Below are 16,397 nucleotides of genomic sequence, written 5' to 3'. Positions count from 1 at the left end.
CATGACCGATGTGGAAGGGCCCGCGATCGCATCGCTGATCGAACCGGATCGCGTGCACCGGACGATCTACACCGACCCCACGATTTTCGAGGCGGAGATGTCGCGCATCTTCGAGCGTACCTGGATTTATATCGGCCATGAAAGCCAGATCCCGGCGGCGGGTGACTATTATGCGACGACGATCGGCCGGCAACCGGTGGTGATGGTGCGGCAGCGCGACGGGGCGATCACGGTCCTCCACAATCGCTGCGCGCACAAGGGCGCGCTGCTGGTGCCGAGCGGCGCCGGCAATGTGAAGGCGTTCCGCTGCGCCTATCATGGCTGGTGCTACCATCTCGACGGGCAGATCATGACCATCCCGCGCGAGTCTGGCTATGCGCACTCGGGGTTCGGCAAGCAGTGCCGGGAAGCGAACATGCCACCCATCGCGCGCTACGGCGTTTATCGCGGCTTCGTCTTCGCCAGCCTTGCCGCCGAAGGTCCGGCGCTCGAGGACTGGCTCGTCGGGGTCGACGGTTCGATCGATAATATGATCGACCGCTCGCCTGAGGGTGCGCTGGAGATCGTGGCGCCGCCGATGCGTTATCGCATGCGGGTGAACTGGAAGTTCCACGTCGAGAATCTCAACGACCTGCTCCACCCGATGGTCGCGCATCAATCGGCTACTGAGGCGGGCCATCGCACTGCCGGGCGGCATATCGAGCCGGGCGAGAGGATGCCGATGGCGATCGAGATCCTGGCGCCCTTCTCGAACAGCTATGATTTCTTCGAGGAGATGGGCCTTCATGCCTTTCCATATGGCCATAGCTATTCGGGCGGGCGCACCAGCATCCACGCGGCATATTCCGACATTCCGGGCTACAACGAGGCGCTGGAGCAGAGCTATGGCGACGCTCGGACCCGGGATATCCTCTCGACCAATCGGCACAACACGGTGGTCTATCCCAGCCTGACCCTGAAGGGCGCGATCCAGACGATCCGCGTGGTGAAGCCGATCGCCGTCGACTGCACGGAGATCGAGAGCTGGACTTTCCGCCTGAAGGGGGCGCCGGACGAGCTGCTTAAGCGATCGGTGCTTTACAGCAACCTGATCAATTCATCGGCCGGCCTCGTTCAGCCAGATGATCACGAAGCCTATCGGCGGTTGCAGCATGGCCTGCTGAGCGAAGGGCTCGATTGGGTGAGCATGCACCGCCATCTCGGAGACGAGGAGCTGGACGGTGACGGTGGCCGATCGGCGACGGGATCGAGCGACATGGTGTTCCGTAACCAATATCAGGAATGGCAACGGCTGATGACGGGGGAGGCGGCATGATCGGCGAGGCTGTGGAGACGGCACACGGGCTTGATCGCGCGCAGGCCGAGGACTTCCTCTATTGGGAGGCCGAATTGCTGGACAGCGGCCGATATGACGAGTGGCTGGATTTGTTCACTGCTGACGGCACCTATTGGATCCCGTCCAATCCGGGCCAGACCGATCCGTATCTCGCACCGTCCCATGCGTTCGAAGACGATCTGCTGCGTCGGGTCAGGGTCGAGCGGTTCAGCAGCAAATACTCCTATTCGCTGCAACCCGTGCCCCGCAGCTCGCGAATGCTGTCCAATATTCGAATAGAGTTCCACCAGCCATCATGCTGGACGGTCCGCTCGAATTTCCTCGTCAGTCAATTTCATGGCGACCAGACCCACAGGTTCGCGGGCCACTACGTTCATGAACTGGTCGCCAGTGCTGGCAACTTACGCATTTCATCGAAGAGGATCATGCTGCTCGATGCCGATGGTCCTCTGCCAGATATTCTGACCATCTTGTAACGATAGCCCGATAACATGATTGTGGAGGTTTAATTTTTTGAGATTTTCTAGAGATTTAATGATAGTCGCCGTCCTATTATTTGTCATATAAAGCGCCGCCTGCCGTTGTGATGCACTTTTAACGCGCAATTGCCCAAGCATTCCTCAGCGTGGCGATGGCTGCGGCGTCGGGTTATGGGTCGAGGATGACCATGTACCTGCAGAAAAATGTTGGGTGTTTCATAGGAACGTGAACGGACCTGGGAACTTGACCAAATAAACGATCGATAAGGTATTGGAAATACGGGCATTTTCTACCTCCACTTCCGGAGGTGGACTCCGTGTGCCATACTAGATCAGGCGGGCGGCGATGGCGCGCTCGACCGCTTCGGCCCGGCTGCTAGAGTTCAGTTTCCGGCAACAATGCTGAGGTGAAGCTTTACCGTGTCGACGCTGATGTCGAGCTCGCGGCTGATCTCTTTGTTGGACAGCCCCTGCGCCACCGCTCGAAGCACTTGCCACTCCCCTGGCCGACAGCAGGTTGCCGTCGATCTGTCCTGCCATTCGGCAAGCAGGCGGCGCAGCGCCTCCGCGGTGCGGCTGCAGTCGCGCGCGACAGCCTCGGCAAAGCCTTCCCGGGTGCGGATGTAGGTGAGTGTTGTCGACCGCCAGGGACGGCTTGCCAAATCGAGGCGGCTGTAGACGGTTCAGCCCGGATTGCGGCTGACGAGAATCTTGGAATTTCCGCTTTGAAACCAGTTGCTTACCGGCCGTTCCCGAACGTCGTCGGAAACCACTTGGTGCCCAGGAGAGGACTCGAACCTCCACGGCCTTGCGGCCACTGGCACCTGAAGCCAGCGCGTCTACCAATTCCACCACCTGGGCAATCCGGAGCGGAGGCCGGGCGGATAGCGGTGCTACTCGCACCTTGTCAACAGCTTCTGTGCAGGGCAATGCGACTTCATCTGAACATCAAGGGATTCTCAGGATGAGCCGTCTTGTCACGCTGTTCGGCGGTGGTGGATTTTTGGGCCGCTATGTCGCGCAGGAATTGCTCAAGGCGGGCGCCCGCGTTCGCATCGCGGAGCGCGACCCGTCCGACGCATGGTTTCTGAAGCCGCTGGGCGGGCTGGGCCAGACCCAGTTCGTCCCGGCCTCCGTCACGAAGCCCACCACCGTCGCCCATGCGGTCGAAGGTGCCGATTCCGTGGTGAACCTGGTCGGAATCCTCAAGGGCGATTTCGATTCGATCCACCGCAAGGGTGCCGCCAATGTCGCCGCGGCGGCCAGCGCTGCGGGCGCCCGCGCGCTTGTCCATGTCTCGGCGATCGGCGCCGATCCCGAATCGACGTCGGCATACGGCCGCAGCAAGGGAGAAGGGGAGGCCGCCGCGCGCGCGGCGTTTCCGGCGGCCACCATCATCCGCCCCTCGATCGTCTTCGGTCAGGAGGACGCTTTCCTCAACCGCTTCGCGGCAATGCAGGCAGCGCCGTTCGTGCCGGTGCTGCGCGGCGCGGTGAAGTTCCAGCCTGTGTGGGTCGCCGACGTCGCCAAGACGATCGCGGCGGCCGCGCTCGATCCCGGCGCGCATGCGGGCAACATCTATGAGCTGGGCGGTCCCGAGGTGGTGTCGATGGCCGAGCTCAACGCCTGGCTCGCGAGAGCGACCGGACACAATCCGACTTTCGTGCCGGTGCCCGACAGCCTCGGCGGCATTCTCGCATCGATCGCCGGCGCGCTTCCCGGCGCACCGATCACGCGCGACCAATGGCGAATGTTGCAAGCCGACAACGTCGTTGCACCGGGCGCCAAGGGATTCGAGGCGTTCGGCATCGAACCGACACCGATGGAGGCGGTCGCGTCGGCCTGGCTCGTCCGCTACCGGCCGCACGGGCGTTTCGCCTTGCCCGTCAAGACCGCGGCCTGACGCGCCACCATGGAATTATCGCTGCTGTCCATCGTCCTCCTCGGCATCGTCGAGGGGTTAACCGAGTTCCTGCCCGTCTCGTCGACCGGGCACCTGATCCTCGCCGGAGAGGTCATGCAGGTGCCGCAAGGCACCGAGACCTTCGACATCGTCATTCAGCTCGGCGCGATCCTCGCCGTGGTCGTGCTCTACCGGGGGCGCTTCGCCGCGGTGCTGGGCGGCCTGGCCCGGCGCGATCCGACGGCGATCCGCTTCACCCGCAACGTGCTGGTCGGCTTCCTGCCCTCGGCGGTGATCGGCGCGGTCGCCTATGGCGCGATCAAGGCGATGCTCACCACGCCGATCATCGTCGCCGTGGCGCTGATCGTGGGGGGCATCGCGATCCTCGTGATCGAGCGGCTGGTGCGCCATCCGACTTGCGACAGCGTGGAGGGCATGAGCGTCAGGACGACGCTCGGCATCGGCTTCATTCAGTGCCTGTCGATGATCCCCGGCGTCAGCCGGTCGGGGGCGACGATCATGGGGGCGCTGACGCTGGGGGTCGAGCGGCGCACCGCGGCCGAATATAGTTTCTTCCTCGCCATCCCGACGATGCTCGGCGCGACGACGCTCGCCCTGTGGAAGGCGCGACATGAATTGGGCAATTCCCAGGCCACCGCGATCGCGATCGGTTTCCTGGTGTCCTTCGTCGTCGCAATGGCGGTGATCCGCTGGTTTCTGAACGTCGTCACGCGCCACGGATTCGCACCTTTCGCTTGGTATCGCATCATTGCCGGCTCCATCGCCTTGACATGGCTGGTTTTTAGATAGTCTCAAATCGGTCCTATGTCACACCCGATATGTCTGGCCGTTCATATGCCACGGTGATTTCCACAGAAAATAGGTAAGCAATACTACCATACTGTGCGAAATGCGCGTGACTTGTCGCTGTGATTATGGGAATGCGCCTTCGAACGTGGAGGGCATTTGCCATGGCTGAAGAGCCGATGTTGAAATTCGTGGGCGTGGGGCAGGCGTTTCCGCCCAAGCGCGCGGCCGACGCGCGGATCGCCGATTTCGGCGAGATTTCGCCGCTCTATGCGGATGAAAAGGCCGGCGAGCAGGCATCGCGCTGCTCGCAATGCGGCGTGCCCTATTGCTCGACGCATTGCCCGCTGCACAACCATATCCCGGATTGGTTGCGGCTGACCACCGAGGGCCGGCTGCGCGAAGCCTATGAACTGTCGAACGCGACCTCTACCATGCCAGAGATCTGCGGCCGCATCTGCCCGCAGGACCGCCTGTGCGAGGGCAATTGCGTGATCGAGTTCTCGGGCCACGGCGCGGTGACGATCGGATCGATCGAGAAGTACATCACCGACACCGCCTGGGAGCGCGGCTGGGTAGAGCCGGTGCAGGTCGGCCCGGCGAGGGGCCAGTCGGTCGGAGTGATCGGTGCGGGCCCGGCGGGCTTGACCGTCGCCGAGCTGATGCGCGCGCGCGGCTATGACGTCCATGTCTATGACCGGCACGATCGCGCGGGCGGGCTGCTGACCTACGGCATCCCTGGCTTCAAGCTTGAGAAGCCCGTCGTCATGCGGCGCGTCCAGCGGCTGATCGACGCGGGCATCGTCTTCCACCAGGGTTTCGAGGTCGGTCGCGATGCCTCGCTCGCCGACCTGCGCGAGAAGCATGACGCGGTCCTGATCGCGACCGGCGTCTACAAACCGCGCGCGATCAAGGCGCCCGGGGTCGGCACGCCCGGTATCGTCGAGGCGCTCGACTATCTGACCGCGTCGAACCGCAAGGGATTCGGCGACGCGGTACCCGCCTTCGACGACGGACTGTTGAACGCGGCGGGCAAGTCCGTCGTGGTCATCGGCGGCGGCGATACGGCGATGGACTGTGTCCGCACCGCCGTCCGCCAGGGAGCGGCTTCGGTGAAGTGTCTTTACCGCCGCGACCGGGCGAACATGCCCGGCTCGCAGCGCGAGACCAAGAATGCCGAGGAGGAGGGCGTCGAGTTCGTCTGGTTGTCGGCGCCCGAGGCTTTCGACGGCGGCGAGACCGTCGGCGGCGTCCGCGCGATCAGGATGCGGCTCGGCGAGCCCGACGTCTCCGGCCGCCGCACGCCCGAACCCGATCCGGGTAGCGAATTCCGCGTCGAGGCCGATCTCGTCATCAAGGCGCTTGGCTTCGATCCCGAGGAACTGCCCGTCCTGTTCGGCACGCCCGAATTGTCGGTCACCCGCTGGGGTACGCTGCGAGTCGACCACAGGACGATGCAGACCTCGGTCGACGGCGTGTTCGCGGCGGGCGACATCGTCCGCGGCGCCAGCCTGGTGGTCTGGGCGATCCGCGACGGCCGCGACGTGGCGGAGCGGATGCACGCCTTCCTGAAGGCGAAGGCGAAAACCGCCAGCGCCGAGAAGGTGGCGGCATGAGACGCCTGCTCGCCGTTGCGGCCGCCGAACGCGAGCGGGTTTCCGCGCTGGGAGCGCGCCAGCAGAAGATGCAGCAGATCGCCGTCGATCGGCTGCATGACCAATCCGACGACAGGGCGAAGCTGCGTTCGTCCGCCGTCAGCTAGGATCCGGCAATGTCCTACGAGCATCTGACTCCCGAACATGAACGCCTCGCTCGCGAAGGCATGTACCGGCCCGACTATGAGGGCGATGCCTGCGGCGTCGGCATGGTCGCCGCGACCGACGGCAAGCCGTCGCGCCGCGTCGTCTCGGCCGCGATCGACGCGCTGAAGGCCGTGTGGCACCGCGGCGCGGTCGATGCCGACGGCAAGACCGGCGACGGCGCCGGCATCCATGTCGACCTGCCGATCCGCTTCTTCGACGATGCGATCGAACATGCCGGACACAAGCCCCGGCCGAACCGGCTCGCGGTCGGCATGGTTTTCCTGCCGCGCACCGACCTCGGCGCGCAGGAGAATTGCCGCACCATCGTCGAAAGCGAGATCATCGATTTCGGCTACACCATCTATGGCTGGCGTCAGGTGCCGGTCGACGTGTCGGTGATCGGCGAGAAGGCGCTCCAGACCCGTCCCGAGATCGAGCAGATCATGATCGCCGGGCCGATGCCCGACGAGATGAGCGTCGACGAGTTCGAGAAGAACCTCTATCTGATCCGCCGCCGCATCGAGCGCAAGGTGATCGAGGCGCAGATCCAGGGCTTCTATATCTGCTCGCTGTCGGCGCGCTCGATCGTCTACAAGGGGCTGTTCCTGGCGGAGGAGCTCTCGGTCTTCTATCCCGACCTGAAGGACGAGCGCTTCGTCAGTCGCGTCGCGATCTTCCATCAGCGCTATTCGACCAACACCTTCCCGCAATGGTGGCTGGCCCAGCCGTTCCGCACGCTCGCCCACAACGGCGAGATCAATACGATCCGCGGCAACAAGAACTGGATGAAGAGCCACGAGATCAAGATGGCCAGCCTCGCCTTCGGCGAGCATTCGGACGAGATCAAGCCGCTGATCCCGGCGGGCGCCTCGGATACCGCCGCGCTCGATGCCGTGTTCGAGACGATCTGCCGTTCGGGCCGCGACGCGCCGACGGCGAAGCTGATGCTGGTGCCCGAGGCCTGGCAGCACAGCCCCGACATGCCCGACGCGCGCCGGGCGATGTACAGCTATTTCGGTTCGGTGATGGAGCCGTGGGACGGGCCGGCGGCGCTGGCGATGACCGACGGCCGCTGGGCCGTGGCGGGCGTCGACCGCAACGCGCTGCGCCCGCTGCGCACCACCCGTACCGCCGACAACCTGCTGATCGTCGGGTCCGAGACCGGAATGGTCGTGGTTCCCGAAAGCACCATCGTCGCCAAGGGCCGCATGGGGCCCGGCCAGATGATCGCGATCGACCTCGATGAAGGCCGGATCTACGGCGATGCCGAGATCAAGGACAAGATCGCCGGTGAGAAGCCCTATGGCGAATGGGTGAGGAACTTCCGGACACCGGCCGATCTGCCGCGCCCGACGGAGGACATGATCCCGCGCTGGCCGCGTGCCGAGCTGCTGCGCCGCCAGGTCGCGGCGGGGCAGACGCTCGAGGACATGGAGTTGATCCTCAGCCCGCAGGTCGAGGATGCCAAGGAAGCGATCGGCTCGATGGGCGACGACACGCCGCTCGCCGTCATCTCCGACAACGCCCGGTTGATCAGCCATTTCTTCCGGCAGAATTTCAGCCAGGTCACCAATCCGCCGATCGACAGCTTGCGCGAGACCCAGGTGATGAGCCTGAAGACCCGCTTCGGCAACCTCGCCAACATCCTCGACAACGAGGGGCAGCAGGCCGATGTGCTGGTGCTCGAGAGCCCGGTGCTCCACTGCCGCGACTGGCAGATGCTGAAGGAGCATTTCGGCGCCCAGACGGCCGAGATCGATTGCACCTTCGACGTCCATGGTGGGCCCGACGCGCTGCGCCAGGCGATCGCCCGCGTCCGCGCGGAGGCCGAGACGGCGGTGCGCGAGGGCAAGGCCGAGCTGTTCCTGACCGACGAGCATATCGGACCCGACCGCGCCGCGATCGCGATGGTGCTCGCCGCCGCGGCAGTCCACACCCATCTCGTCCGCAAGGGCCTGCGCTCCTATGCGTCGGTCAACGTCCGGTCGTCGGAATGCCTCGACACGCATTATTATGCGGTGCTGATCGGCGTCGGCGCGACCACGGTGAACGCCTATCTGGCCGAAGCCGCGATCGCCGATCGCCATGCGCGCGGCCTGTTCGGCGATCGTTCGCTCGACGACTGCCTGAAGCGGCACCGCAAGGCGATCGACGACGGCCTGCTCAAGATCATGTCGAAGATGGGGATCGCGGTGATCTCCAGCTATCGCGGCGGCTATAATTTCGAGGCGGTCGGCCTCAGCCGCGCGCTGGTCAACGACTTCTTCCCCGGCATGCCCGCGAAGATCTCGGGCGAGGGCTTCAACTCGCTCCAGTTTGGCCTGATCGAGCGGCACGAGGCGGCGTTCGACGACGTGGTCGTGTCGCTGCCCGTCGGTGGTTTCTACAAGCAGCGGGCTGGCGGGGAGGCGCACGCCTATTCGGCGCAGCTGATGCATCTGCTGCAGACCTCGGTCGCGACCGACAGCTATTCGACCTACCTGCAGTTCTCGCGCGGGGTGCGCGACCTGCCGCCGGTCTATCTGCGCGACCTGCTCGAGTTCAACTGGGCGCGGGAGGGGATCGCGATCGACTCGGTCGAGCCGATCACGGAGATCCGCAAGCGCTTCGTGACCCCGGGGATGTCGCTCGGCGCGCTCAGCCCCGAGGCGCACGAGACGCTGGCGATCGCGATGAACCGGATCGGCGCCAAGGCGGTGTCGGGCGAGGGCGGCGAGGACAAGAACCGCTACACACCCTATGCCAATGGCGACAACGCCAACTCGGTGATCAAGCAGGTCGCCTCGGGCCGCTTCGGTGTCACCGCCGAATATCTCGGTGCCGCCGAGGAACTGGAGATCAAGGTCGCGCAGGGCGCCAAGCCCGGCGAGGGCGGCCAGCTTCCCGGCTTCAAGGTGACCGAGATGATCGCGCGCCTGCGCCATTCGACGCCGGGCGTGACCCTCATCTCGCCGCCGCCGCACCACGACATCTATTCGATCGAGGATCTGGCGCAGCTCATCTACGACCTCAAGCAGATCAACCCGAGCGCGCGGGTGTGCGTGAAGCTGGTCAGCTCGGCCGGCATCGGCACGGTCGCGGCGGGCGTCGCCAAGGCGCATGCGGACGTGATCCTGGTCGCGGGCCATGTCGGCGGCACCGGCGCCAGTCCGCAGACCTCGGTCAAATATGCGGGCACGCCGTGGGAGATGGGCCTCAGCGAGACCAACCAGGTGCTGACGCTCAACGGGCTGCGGCATCGGGTGAAGCTGCGCACCGACGGCGGCCTCAAGACCGGGCGCGACATCGTCATCGCCGCGATCCTGGGCGCCGAAGAGTTCGGGATCGGCACGCTGTCGCTGGTCGCAATGGGCTGCATCATGGTGCGTCAGTGCCATTCGAACACCTGTCCGGTGGGCGTCTGCACCCAGGACGAAGCGCTCAGGAAGAAGTTCGTCGGCACGCCCGAGAAGGTCATCAACCTGATGACCTTCATCGCCGAGGAGGTCCGCGAGATCCTCGCGAAGCTCGGCGTCCGCTCGCTCGACGAGATCATCGGCCGCACCGAGCTGCTCCGCCAGGTCAGCCGCGGCGCCGAGCATCTCGACGACCTCGACCTCAACCCCGTTCTCGCCAAGGTCGACGCACCCGAGGAGAAGCGCCGCTTCAACATCCCGACCTTCCGCAACGAGGTGCCCGACAGCCTCGATGCGCAGATGATCCAGGATGCCAAGGCGGTATTCGAACGGCGTGAGAAGATGCAGCTCACCTACACGGTGCGGAACACGCACCGCGCGGTCGGCACGCGCTTCTCGGCGGAAATCACCCGGCGGTACGGCATGTCCTCGCTCGCCGACGGCCATGTCCATATCCGCCTGCGTGGATCGGCCGGCCAGTCGCTCGGCGCCTTCGCGGTCAAGGGCATCACGCTGGAAGTGTTCGGCGACGCGAACGACTATGTCGGCAAGGGCCTGTCGGGAGCGATCATCGCGGTGCGCCCGATGGTCTCGTCGCCGCTGGAGACCAAGTCGAACACCATCATCGGCAACACCGTCCTCTATGGCGCGACCGCGGGCAAGCTGTTCGCGGCGGGGCAGGCGGGCGAGCGCTTCGCGGTCCGCAACTCGGGCGCGACCGTGGTCGTCGAGGGCTGCGGCGCCAATGGCTGCGAATATATGACCGGCGGCATCGCGGTCATCCTCGGCCGGGTCGGCAGCAACTTCGGCGCCGGCATGACCGGCGGCATGGCCTTCGTGCTGGACGAGCATGGCGATTTCGAGCGCAACGCCAATCCCGACAGCATCGTCTGGCAGCGGCTCGCCTCGGTTCGCTGGGAGATGCGCTGCAAGGCTCTTATCGCCGAGCATGCGGAGCGAACCGACAGCAAGTGGGCGCACAGCGTCCTCGACGATTGGGATCGCTGGAGGAACCGGATCTGGCAGGTCTGTCCGAAGGAGATGATCAACCGCCTCGAATATCCACTGAGCGATACCGAGAGCGAGATCGTCGCCGCCGAATAGGCGCGCGCGCGAAATGACGGGCAGGGGCCCGGGACCTTGGTGCCGCCGGCATCGGGTTCCGGGCCTCTCCTTTCCAGGGTCTTCGTCCGGCGCGCGCCGCTATTCGCATGGCTGTGCGCGGCATCACTCCGCGAATCGTCAAGAAGTGTAAACGCTGTGTTGCCGGATAGGGTGTACCGATCGGTACGCGGCTATCCTATATGGGTGGTAACAGGGATCGTGATGGCGCGATCGGCACAGTGGAGCATGACGATGGCGTATCTGCAATCCGATCTGCCGCCTGCGGCGGCCCCGGCCAAGGCGGTGACCCTTTCCCTCGTCGCACGCGGTATACCGTCGCGTCGGTCGGTAGGGCCGCGGGGCCGTATCTTGCCGTTTCTCGGTGCAATGCTGGCGATCCTGTTTTTCCTGGTCCTCGGCTACCTGGCGGCGCAGGCGACCGAATCGCTCGCGATCGGTGTCCTCGCGGCCGATCTCGCCTTCCTGGTCGTCGTGGCGGGCTGGTCCTCGGTCGCGGGTGGGGATCGCCGCCGCTGATCGTGGCACCATCGGCCGGGCTGGCGCGTATTGCCAGCCATGGCCTTCCAGCGTTTCGCCCGACGTCTTTTTCTGACGGTCGTCGTCGCCGCCCTCGGGCTGGTGCTCTATCATTGGGGGAGGGGCCATCCGCAGGACCTGCCCTGGACGCCCCTCTCGCTCGCCGAACCGGTGGGGCGCTTCACCAACCTCAAGATCGCCGGGCTACGCGACGATTTCCCCGCCTGCCGAAGCGTGCTCGACGCCGCAGCCGAGGATTATGACGCCCTGCCGCCGGTTCGGGGGCGCGAGGCGTGCGGCTATGCCGACGGCGTCGCGCTCGACCAGGCACCCGACTTCTCCTATGCACCGCGCGCCCGGATAGCCTGCCCGGTCGCGCTCGGCCTGTTCCTCTGGGAGAAGCAGGTGCTGCAGCCCGCGGCGCAGCGGCATTTCGGCCAGCCCGTCGTCCGGATCGACAATTTCGGCAGCTACGCCTGCCGTCCCGTCCGCGGCGGCCGCGAGGGGCGCTGGAGCGAGCATGCGCGCGCCAACGCGATCGACGTCGCCGGCTTCCGGCTGGCCGACGGCCGCCGCATCGGCATCGCGGCCGACTGGAAGGGCAAGGGCCCGGAGGCTGCCTTCCTGCACGAAATCCGCGACGGCGCCTGCCGCATGTTCTCGACCGTCCTGTCTCCGGATTATAACGATCTGCACCGGGATCACCTTCATCTGGACCAGGCGCCGAGGGGCGGTTGGTCCTTTTGTCGGTGAGCGGCTTCGACGATTTCTTGACGTATCCGCCTCAGGCTCTGGAGTGGGTGATCTACGATATCGGAGTGTCGTCGATCTGACATTAACGCGCTGATCTGCTATCGCAGCTACGATGTCGGGTTGATGCGGAATGACCTTCACCATCCTGGCCTTTGCTGCGGCTGCGTTTTTCGCTATCTGCTGCGCACTCGAGGATGTGAGCCTGATCAATTCGACCAATAGGGCTGAACGGGATTGTTTCCTCGCGAACTTTTGGTTGCTCTCGCGAGCGTTCGGCAATTCCGCGATGAGTGGCGTGTTGGGGTAGGGCGGCATGAGTATCTTCCGGATCCGCGACTATCTGTCGGTCCTGCTCTATCGGCTCTTCGGATGGTTGTTTGGCAGCTTTGGACGCCGCGTGCGCGTGGTCTGGCCGCTGCGGCTTACCGGCTTGAAGAATATGCACGTCGGCGACGATGTGACGATCGCGCAGGCCGCGTGTATTTTGGTGGTCAGGGATCTCGTCAACGACCCTCGACTATCCATCGGCAACGGGACAAAGATCGGCGAGTTCGCGCACATCGTGTGCTCGCACGACGTCAGTCTAGGCAAGGATGTCCTGATTGCGCACCGAGTTTTCATTAGTGATTGCGGCCATGCTTTCGGAAACGTCGATCTGCCGATCCTGCACCAGGGGCTGGAAAAGGGGGCTTCGGTATCCATCGGAGATGGAACTTGGTTGGGCGAAAACGTCTGCATCTTGTCCGCCACCGTCGGACGGAACTGCATTGTCGGGGCGAACAGCGTCGTTACGGGCGTCATTCCGGATTATTCGGTCGTGGTCGGCGCGCCGGCAAAGATCGTCCGGCGTTTTTGCACATCACGTAGACGATGGCTGCCAACCGACCCAGACGGTCGATTTCGAGATGGTATCATGACGGCACCCGTTGCTGCCGCCGATATGCAAGTGACTAGCTAAGGCGCCTATATGTGGTCTATTACCCTCAACAAGAGCTTCGTAGACGGGCAGTTGCTGCGCCGCACAGCCCTTTTCACTTGCATGTTGCTGAGCGGCGGGAATCTGATATTTCCGCGAATACCTCTCGCCGCTCTGCTTGTGGTTATCTGTATTTTGATTCAGGGAATCCGGTTCCTGACTCGACGCGAGTTCGGTTTTTGTATATTTATACTATTGTTAACATTTGTTTTAGCCATATTAAATGCCGATGACATATTTAATTCCGTAATCGCTGTGCGTTTCGCGAATTTTCTTCTCGGCCTGATGATATTGAGTATTTATATCGATGCTGGCGGGGATGCTTTCGTTGATGACATCTACCCCATTCTTAAATTCATGTGTTTTCAGTCGATCGCTACGACAATCGTTGGCTTGATCGCGCCGGCTGCATTTTCGCCGTTTTATGTGGATGATGCATCCTATTATACGATAGGGCTAATCCTAACCTTCCACACAACAGTCGAAGGGGGTTCGGCATTAGTAAGACCGGATGGATTTTTTTACGAACCCGGCGTATTTCAGCTTTACCTAAATATGTTCGCTTATTTTGCGATGTTCGTCCGCCGTATCCGAAAGGATTTTGCCTTGGCTGTGGTGGCAGTTCTCTGCACACAGTCGACCACCGGTGTATTTATCGTCAGCGGCCTTGTGGGTCTCTATTTTTTGCGTCCTACGAACAACTCACCCAAAATAGCATGGGTAATGCAAATAATTCTCATCGCGCCAATTGTTATGGGAATCCTGTTGGCAATCATATCAACGAATGTGGATAATAAATTCACGGGAGCAAACCGGGGATCTTCCTGGGCGCGCGAATATGATTTGTGGACAGGTCTAGCGATAGCATCAGAATATCCGCTCACCGGTATCGGCTTTGATTATGACCGATATTATCAGGAGGCATATTATTTGGGATACAAGGAAAGCAAACTTGATGACCACACTATAATTAATCGGTCGAGTTCTAATGGGATTGTGGCTGTCTTTTATAGTCTCGGATTCTTGGTCGGATCAATTTACATCTATGGTCTATTTCGCCAAAAATTTATCAGGGGATTAGTTTTTCCATCCATAATTTTTGTTTCGCTATTAACTGAAGCATTTTTCTTTACTCCCATGATATTAATGTTTGTTTTTAGCGGAATGCTGCGCTCTCACCATAAAATTGACCAAGTTTACTAGAAGAAAATGTGTAGTCGGTTTTATGGTCCGGCAATGAGCGATTATTTTCGGGTTAATATAGATGAGAATACTATTTTTCGGGATCGATTACCATCGTTATACGACGGATATAATCGCCGAAATGGAAGCGTTTGGTGCTGCCGTAACATATATAGATATTCAGCCTCGGACGTTATTATTCAAGATATTTAGGACATTGGCGCGCGGCTGGTACGAGGCATTTTTGAAGCGTCACCACGCCAGGGCGCTAAGATCCGTTAAGAATATTCGATTTGATCGGGTTGTTTTTCTTCAGGCTCACCAAATTTCGCCGGGTTACTTGGATATTTTGCGCTCTGTTCAGCCTGGTGCGCGATTTGTACTCTACAATTGGGATTCCTTGTCGACTCATAATTATCTAGCGCAGGCGCCGTATTTCGACGAGATCTTCACATTCGATAGTGTCGACGCTGCCCGGCATGGATTTCGCTATCTGCCGCTATTCGCATCGCGCGATATGCAGCGTCTAAGAAATGACAGAAGCCGTGCGCGCGCCATTTATATGATAGGAAATATAGTAAATCCCAAACGCTATATAGCCGTGTGTGCATTCAAGAATTATTGCAGGGCTAAAGGGATTGATTTCGATTGCTTCGTAAAAATCACGCCGGTCGTCTATTTGCGCTTGCTGCGGGCCGCGCTCATACCACGCGGTTTTTCGTTACGTTCGATTAGCGAAAAAGCTTCTCATGCCATGGCTGAACAATCCATAGCAGTTTTTGACTTCGCCAATCACCAACAATCTGGCCAGACGATGCGGATGATGGAAAATCTTTGCGCTGGCAAGAAGATCGTTACCAACAATAGCTGGGTGCGGGAGGAGCCCTTCTACAGTCCGGACCGTATTCATGTCTTTGAGGACTTGGACTTCTCCGGCGTATCCGAATTTCTGGAGGTACCGCTATTGGATCCGGATGCGAGATTTCCAGAGTATCATATCCAGACTTTTGTACGCCGACTTCTGGGCATTGGCGCGCAATGAATGTATATGGGCCGCAGCGCTGCCTGCTGATTGCGCCGCTCTCATTCTATTCCTTCCACTTGGACGTCGTCGCGGCCTTGGAACGCCGAGGTTATGTCGTTGAAACGCTCAACGAGGAATTTCCAGCCAATGCGCTCGGCAAGGTGCTTGGGAAGATCTGTTTACCGCTGTTGCGACGATTCACTTTGTTCGGACTGCGCAAGAGGCTTGCCGGTAGGCCGCGCTACAATCTAATTGTGATCATCAAAGGTCGCGGGATCGGCAGGGAGGCGATCCGTTGGCTCAAGGAACGAGCGGATTACGTCGTTGGTTATAACTTCGACAGCTTCCGTTTCAATCCGTCGCCGCTTTCTTGGCATGATCTAACCGATCGCTATGCGACATTCGATATAATAGACGCTAAATGCTTTGGGTTGCCTCTGGTTCATCTCTTCTCAGCCGCGGAGGGTACGAAGGAGCAGCGCCGGGACATCGCTTTGTCGGTAGTCATGCGCGTACATTCTGATCGCTTAATCTATGTTGACCGGATACTCCGGGCGCTGCCGGGGCATCCTGTTTCCGTATTCCTTTTCGTATCGAGTCGAATAATTCTTGCCTTGCATGCACTCCGCGCCCCTCTCACGGTCTGGCGACTACGGCATCATATTTCGTTCAAGCCGCTACCTTATCCAGAGGCGATGGGGTTGATAGCTCGCTCGCATACGACACTCGATTATGCACATCCGTTACAGAGCGGCATCACCGTACGTTGTCACGAAGCCCAGAGCTTGGGCGTCGCTGTGATCACCAACAACCCGCATGTAGAAGCCTCCGGCATTTTTCCGGCGGGCTCGATCGGCACTTTCCCGCTCGATGGAGATGTCGGCCGATTGCCAGCGCTTGTTGAAAGCCTGTCTCGGGCCGGTATCGCGCCGAAACAGCGAGGGAGTGATATTTTTATCGCGGAACTCCTGGGCGATCTTTCAGGGCGATCGAGAAGGGGAGACAAATCATGAGGTCTTGCCTAATCGGCTTCGGACGATTCAAGCCGAGATGATGCCTTGTATGTTGAAGTTGTTTTCCATTGAAGCCACGACCCTTT

Annotated in this window: 15 protein-coding genes and 1 tRNA gene; 14 read left to right on the top strand and 2 right to left on the bottom strand. The window is 61.4% G+C overall.

Going from position 1 to position 16,397, the window contains the following annotated elements; translation table 11 throughout:
* Nucleotide 1 precedes the first annotated feature (1 nt).
* Together ASE22_RS01280 and ASE22_RS01275 are read left to right on the top strand one after the other, a co-directional pair.
* Complete coding sequence (locus ASE22_RS01280; protein ID WP_056356177.1) at nucleotides 2-1,315, top strand: aromatic ring-hydroxylating oxygenase subunit alpha; 1,314 nt, start codon at nucleotides 2-4, stop codon at nucleotides 1,313-1,315.
* The gene (locus tag ASE22_RS01275; RefSeq protein WP_082545752.1) at nucleotides 1,282-1,812 is read left to right on the top strand and encodes an aromatic-ring-hydroxylating dioxygenase subunit beta; all 531 of its coding nucleotides are present in this window, start codon (nucleotides 1,282-1,284) and stop codon (nucleotides 1,810-1,812) included. The genes ASE22_RS01280 and ASE22_RS01275 overlap by 34 nt, the downstream gene beginning before the upstream one ends.
* Nucleotides 1,813-2,198: 386 nt before the next feature.
* Here the strand turns inward: ASE22_RS01275 and ASE22_RS25955 are convergent, their stop codons facing one another.
* Nucleotides 2,199-2,477 carry a response regulator transcription factor gene (locus ASE22_RS25955; RefSeq protein WP_056601339.1) on the bottom strand — a complete coding sequence of 93 codons (279 nt, stop codon included), beginning with the start codon at nucleotides 2,475-2,477 and terminating at the stop codon, nucleotides 2,199-2,201.
* 112 nt (nucleotides 2,478-2,589) lie between these two features.
* Nucleotides 2,590-2,676: transfer RNA gene (locus ASE22_RS01270), tRNA-Leu, on the bottom strand.
* A 103-nt stretch (nucleotides 2,677-2,779) separates the two neighbouring features.
* On the opposite strand from ASE22_RS01270, the gene ASE22_RS01265 reads away from it, so the two are divergent.
* The 12 genes from ASE22_RS01265 (at nucleotide 2,780) to ASE22_RS26545 (ending at nucleotide 16,311) form a co-directional block, all read left to right on the top strand.
* Nucleotides 2,780-3,718, top strand: a complete 939-nt coding sequence (locus tag ASE22_RS01265; protein ID WP_056353881.1) for a complex I NDUFA9 subunit family protein — start codon at nucleotides 2,780-2,782, stop codon at nucleotides 3,716-3,718.
* Between the two features lie 9 nt (nucleotides 3,719-3,727).
* Nucleotides 3,728-4,528, top strand: a complete 801-nt coding sequence (locus ASE22_RS01260) for an undecaprenyl-diphosphate phosphatase (protein ID WP_056353878.1) — start codon at nucleotides 3,728-3,730, stop codon at nucleotides 4,526-4,528.
* Between the two features lie 161 nt (nucleotides 4,529-4,689).
* Nucleotides 4,690-6,141 (top strand): NAD(P)-dependent oxidoreductase, encoded by a 1,452-nt coding sequence (locus ASE22_RS01255; RefSeq protein WP_056353875.1) that lies wholly within the window; start codon nucleotides 4,690-4,692, stop codon nucleotides 6,139-6,141.
* Complete coding sequence (locus ASE22_RS26565) at nucleotides 6,138-6,287, top strand: hypothetical protein (protein ID WP_156397444.1); 150 nt, start codon at nucleotides 6,138-6,140, stop codon at nucleotides 6,285-6,287. The genes ASE22_RS01255 and ASE22_RS26565 overlap by 4 nt, the downstream gene beginning before the upstream one ends.
* A gap of 9 nt (nucleotides 6,288-6,296) precedes the next feature.
* A complete protein-coding gene (gene gltB / locus ASE22_RS01250) occupies nucleotides 6,297-10,826 on the top strand; it encodes a glutamate synthase large subunit (protein WP_056353871.1) in 4,530 nt (1,509 codons plus the stop codon).
* A 252-nt stretch (nucleotides 10,827-11,078) separates the two neighbouring features.
* Entirely contained in the window at nucleotides 11,079-11,363 is a 285-nt protein-coding gene (locus ASE22_RS01245; RefSeq protein ID WP_056356175.1) for a hypothetical protein, read from the top strand.
* A gap of 39 nt (nucleotides 11,364-11,402) precedes the next feature.
* Nucleotides 11,403-12,116: an extensin-like domain-containing protein gene (locus ASE22_RS01240; protein WP_056353868.1), complete on the top strand. Its 714-nt coding sequence runs from the start codon at nucleotides 11,403-11,405 to the stop codon at nucleotides 12,114-12,116.
* 130 nt (nucleotides 12,117-12,246) lie between these two features.
* Nucleotides 12,247-12,423 (top strand): hypothetical protein, encoded by a 177-nt coding sequence (locus tag ASE22_RS26560; protein ID WP_156397443.1) that lies wholly within the window; start codon nucleotides 12,247-12,249, stop codon nucleotides 12,421-12,423.
* Between the two features lie 6 nt (nucleotides 12,424-12,429).
* Complete coding sequence (locus ASE22_RS01235; protein WP_056353867.1) at nucleotides 12,430-13,074, top strand: DapH/DapD/GlmU-related protein; 645 nt, start codon at nucleotides 12,430-12,432, stop codon at nucleotides 13,072-13,074.
* A gap of 9 nt (nucleotides 13,075-13,083) precedes the next feature.
* Nucleotides 13,084-14,295, top strand: a complete 1,212-nt coding sequence (locus tag ASE22_RS26555; RefSeq protein ID WP_156397441.1) for an O-antigen ligase family protein — start codon at nucleotides 13,084-13,086, stop codon at nucleotides 14,293-14,295.
* A gap of 61 nt (nucleotides 14,296-14,356) precedes the next feature.
* Nucleotides 14,357-15,316 (top strand): hypothetical protein, encoded by a 960-nt coding sequence (locus tag ASE22_RS26550; RefSeq protein ID WP_156397439.1) that lies wholly within the window; start codon nucleotides 14,357-14,359, stop codon nucleotides 15,314-15,316.
* Nucleotides 15,313-16,311, top strand: coding sequence for a hypothetical protein (locus ASE22_RS26545; protein WP_156397437.1), 999 nt, complete (start codon nucleotides 15,313-15,315; stop codon nucleotides 16,309-16,311). Before ASE22_RS26550 ends, ASE22_RS26545 begins: the two co-directional genes overlap by 4 nt.
* Nucleotides 16,312-16,397 lie beyond the last annotated feature (86 nt).

It is taken from the genome of Sphingomonas sp. Root720, assembly GCF_001428605.1.
GTDB lineage: Bacteria > Pseudomonadota > Alphaproteobacteria > Sphingomonadales > Sphingomonadaceae > Rhizorhabdus.
Note: the sequence above shows the minus strand (reverse complement) of the source record. Positions and strands in the feature narration are given on the sequence as shown.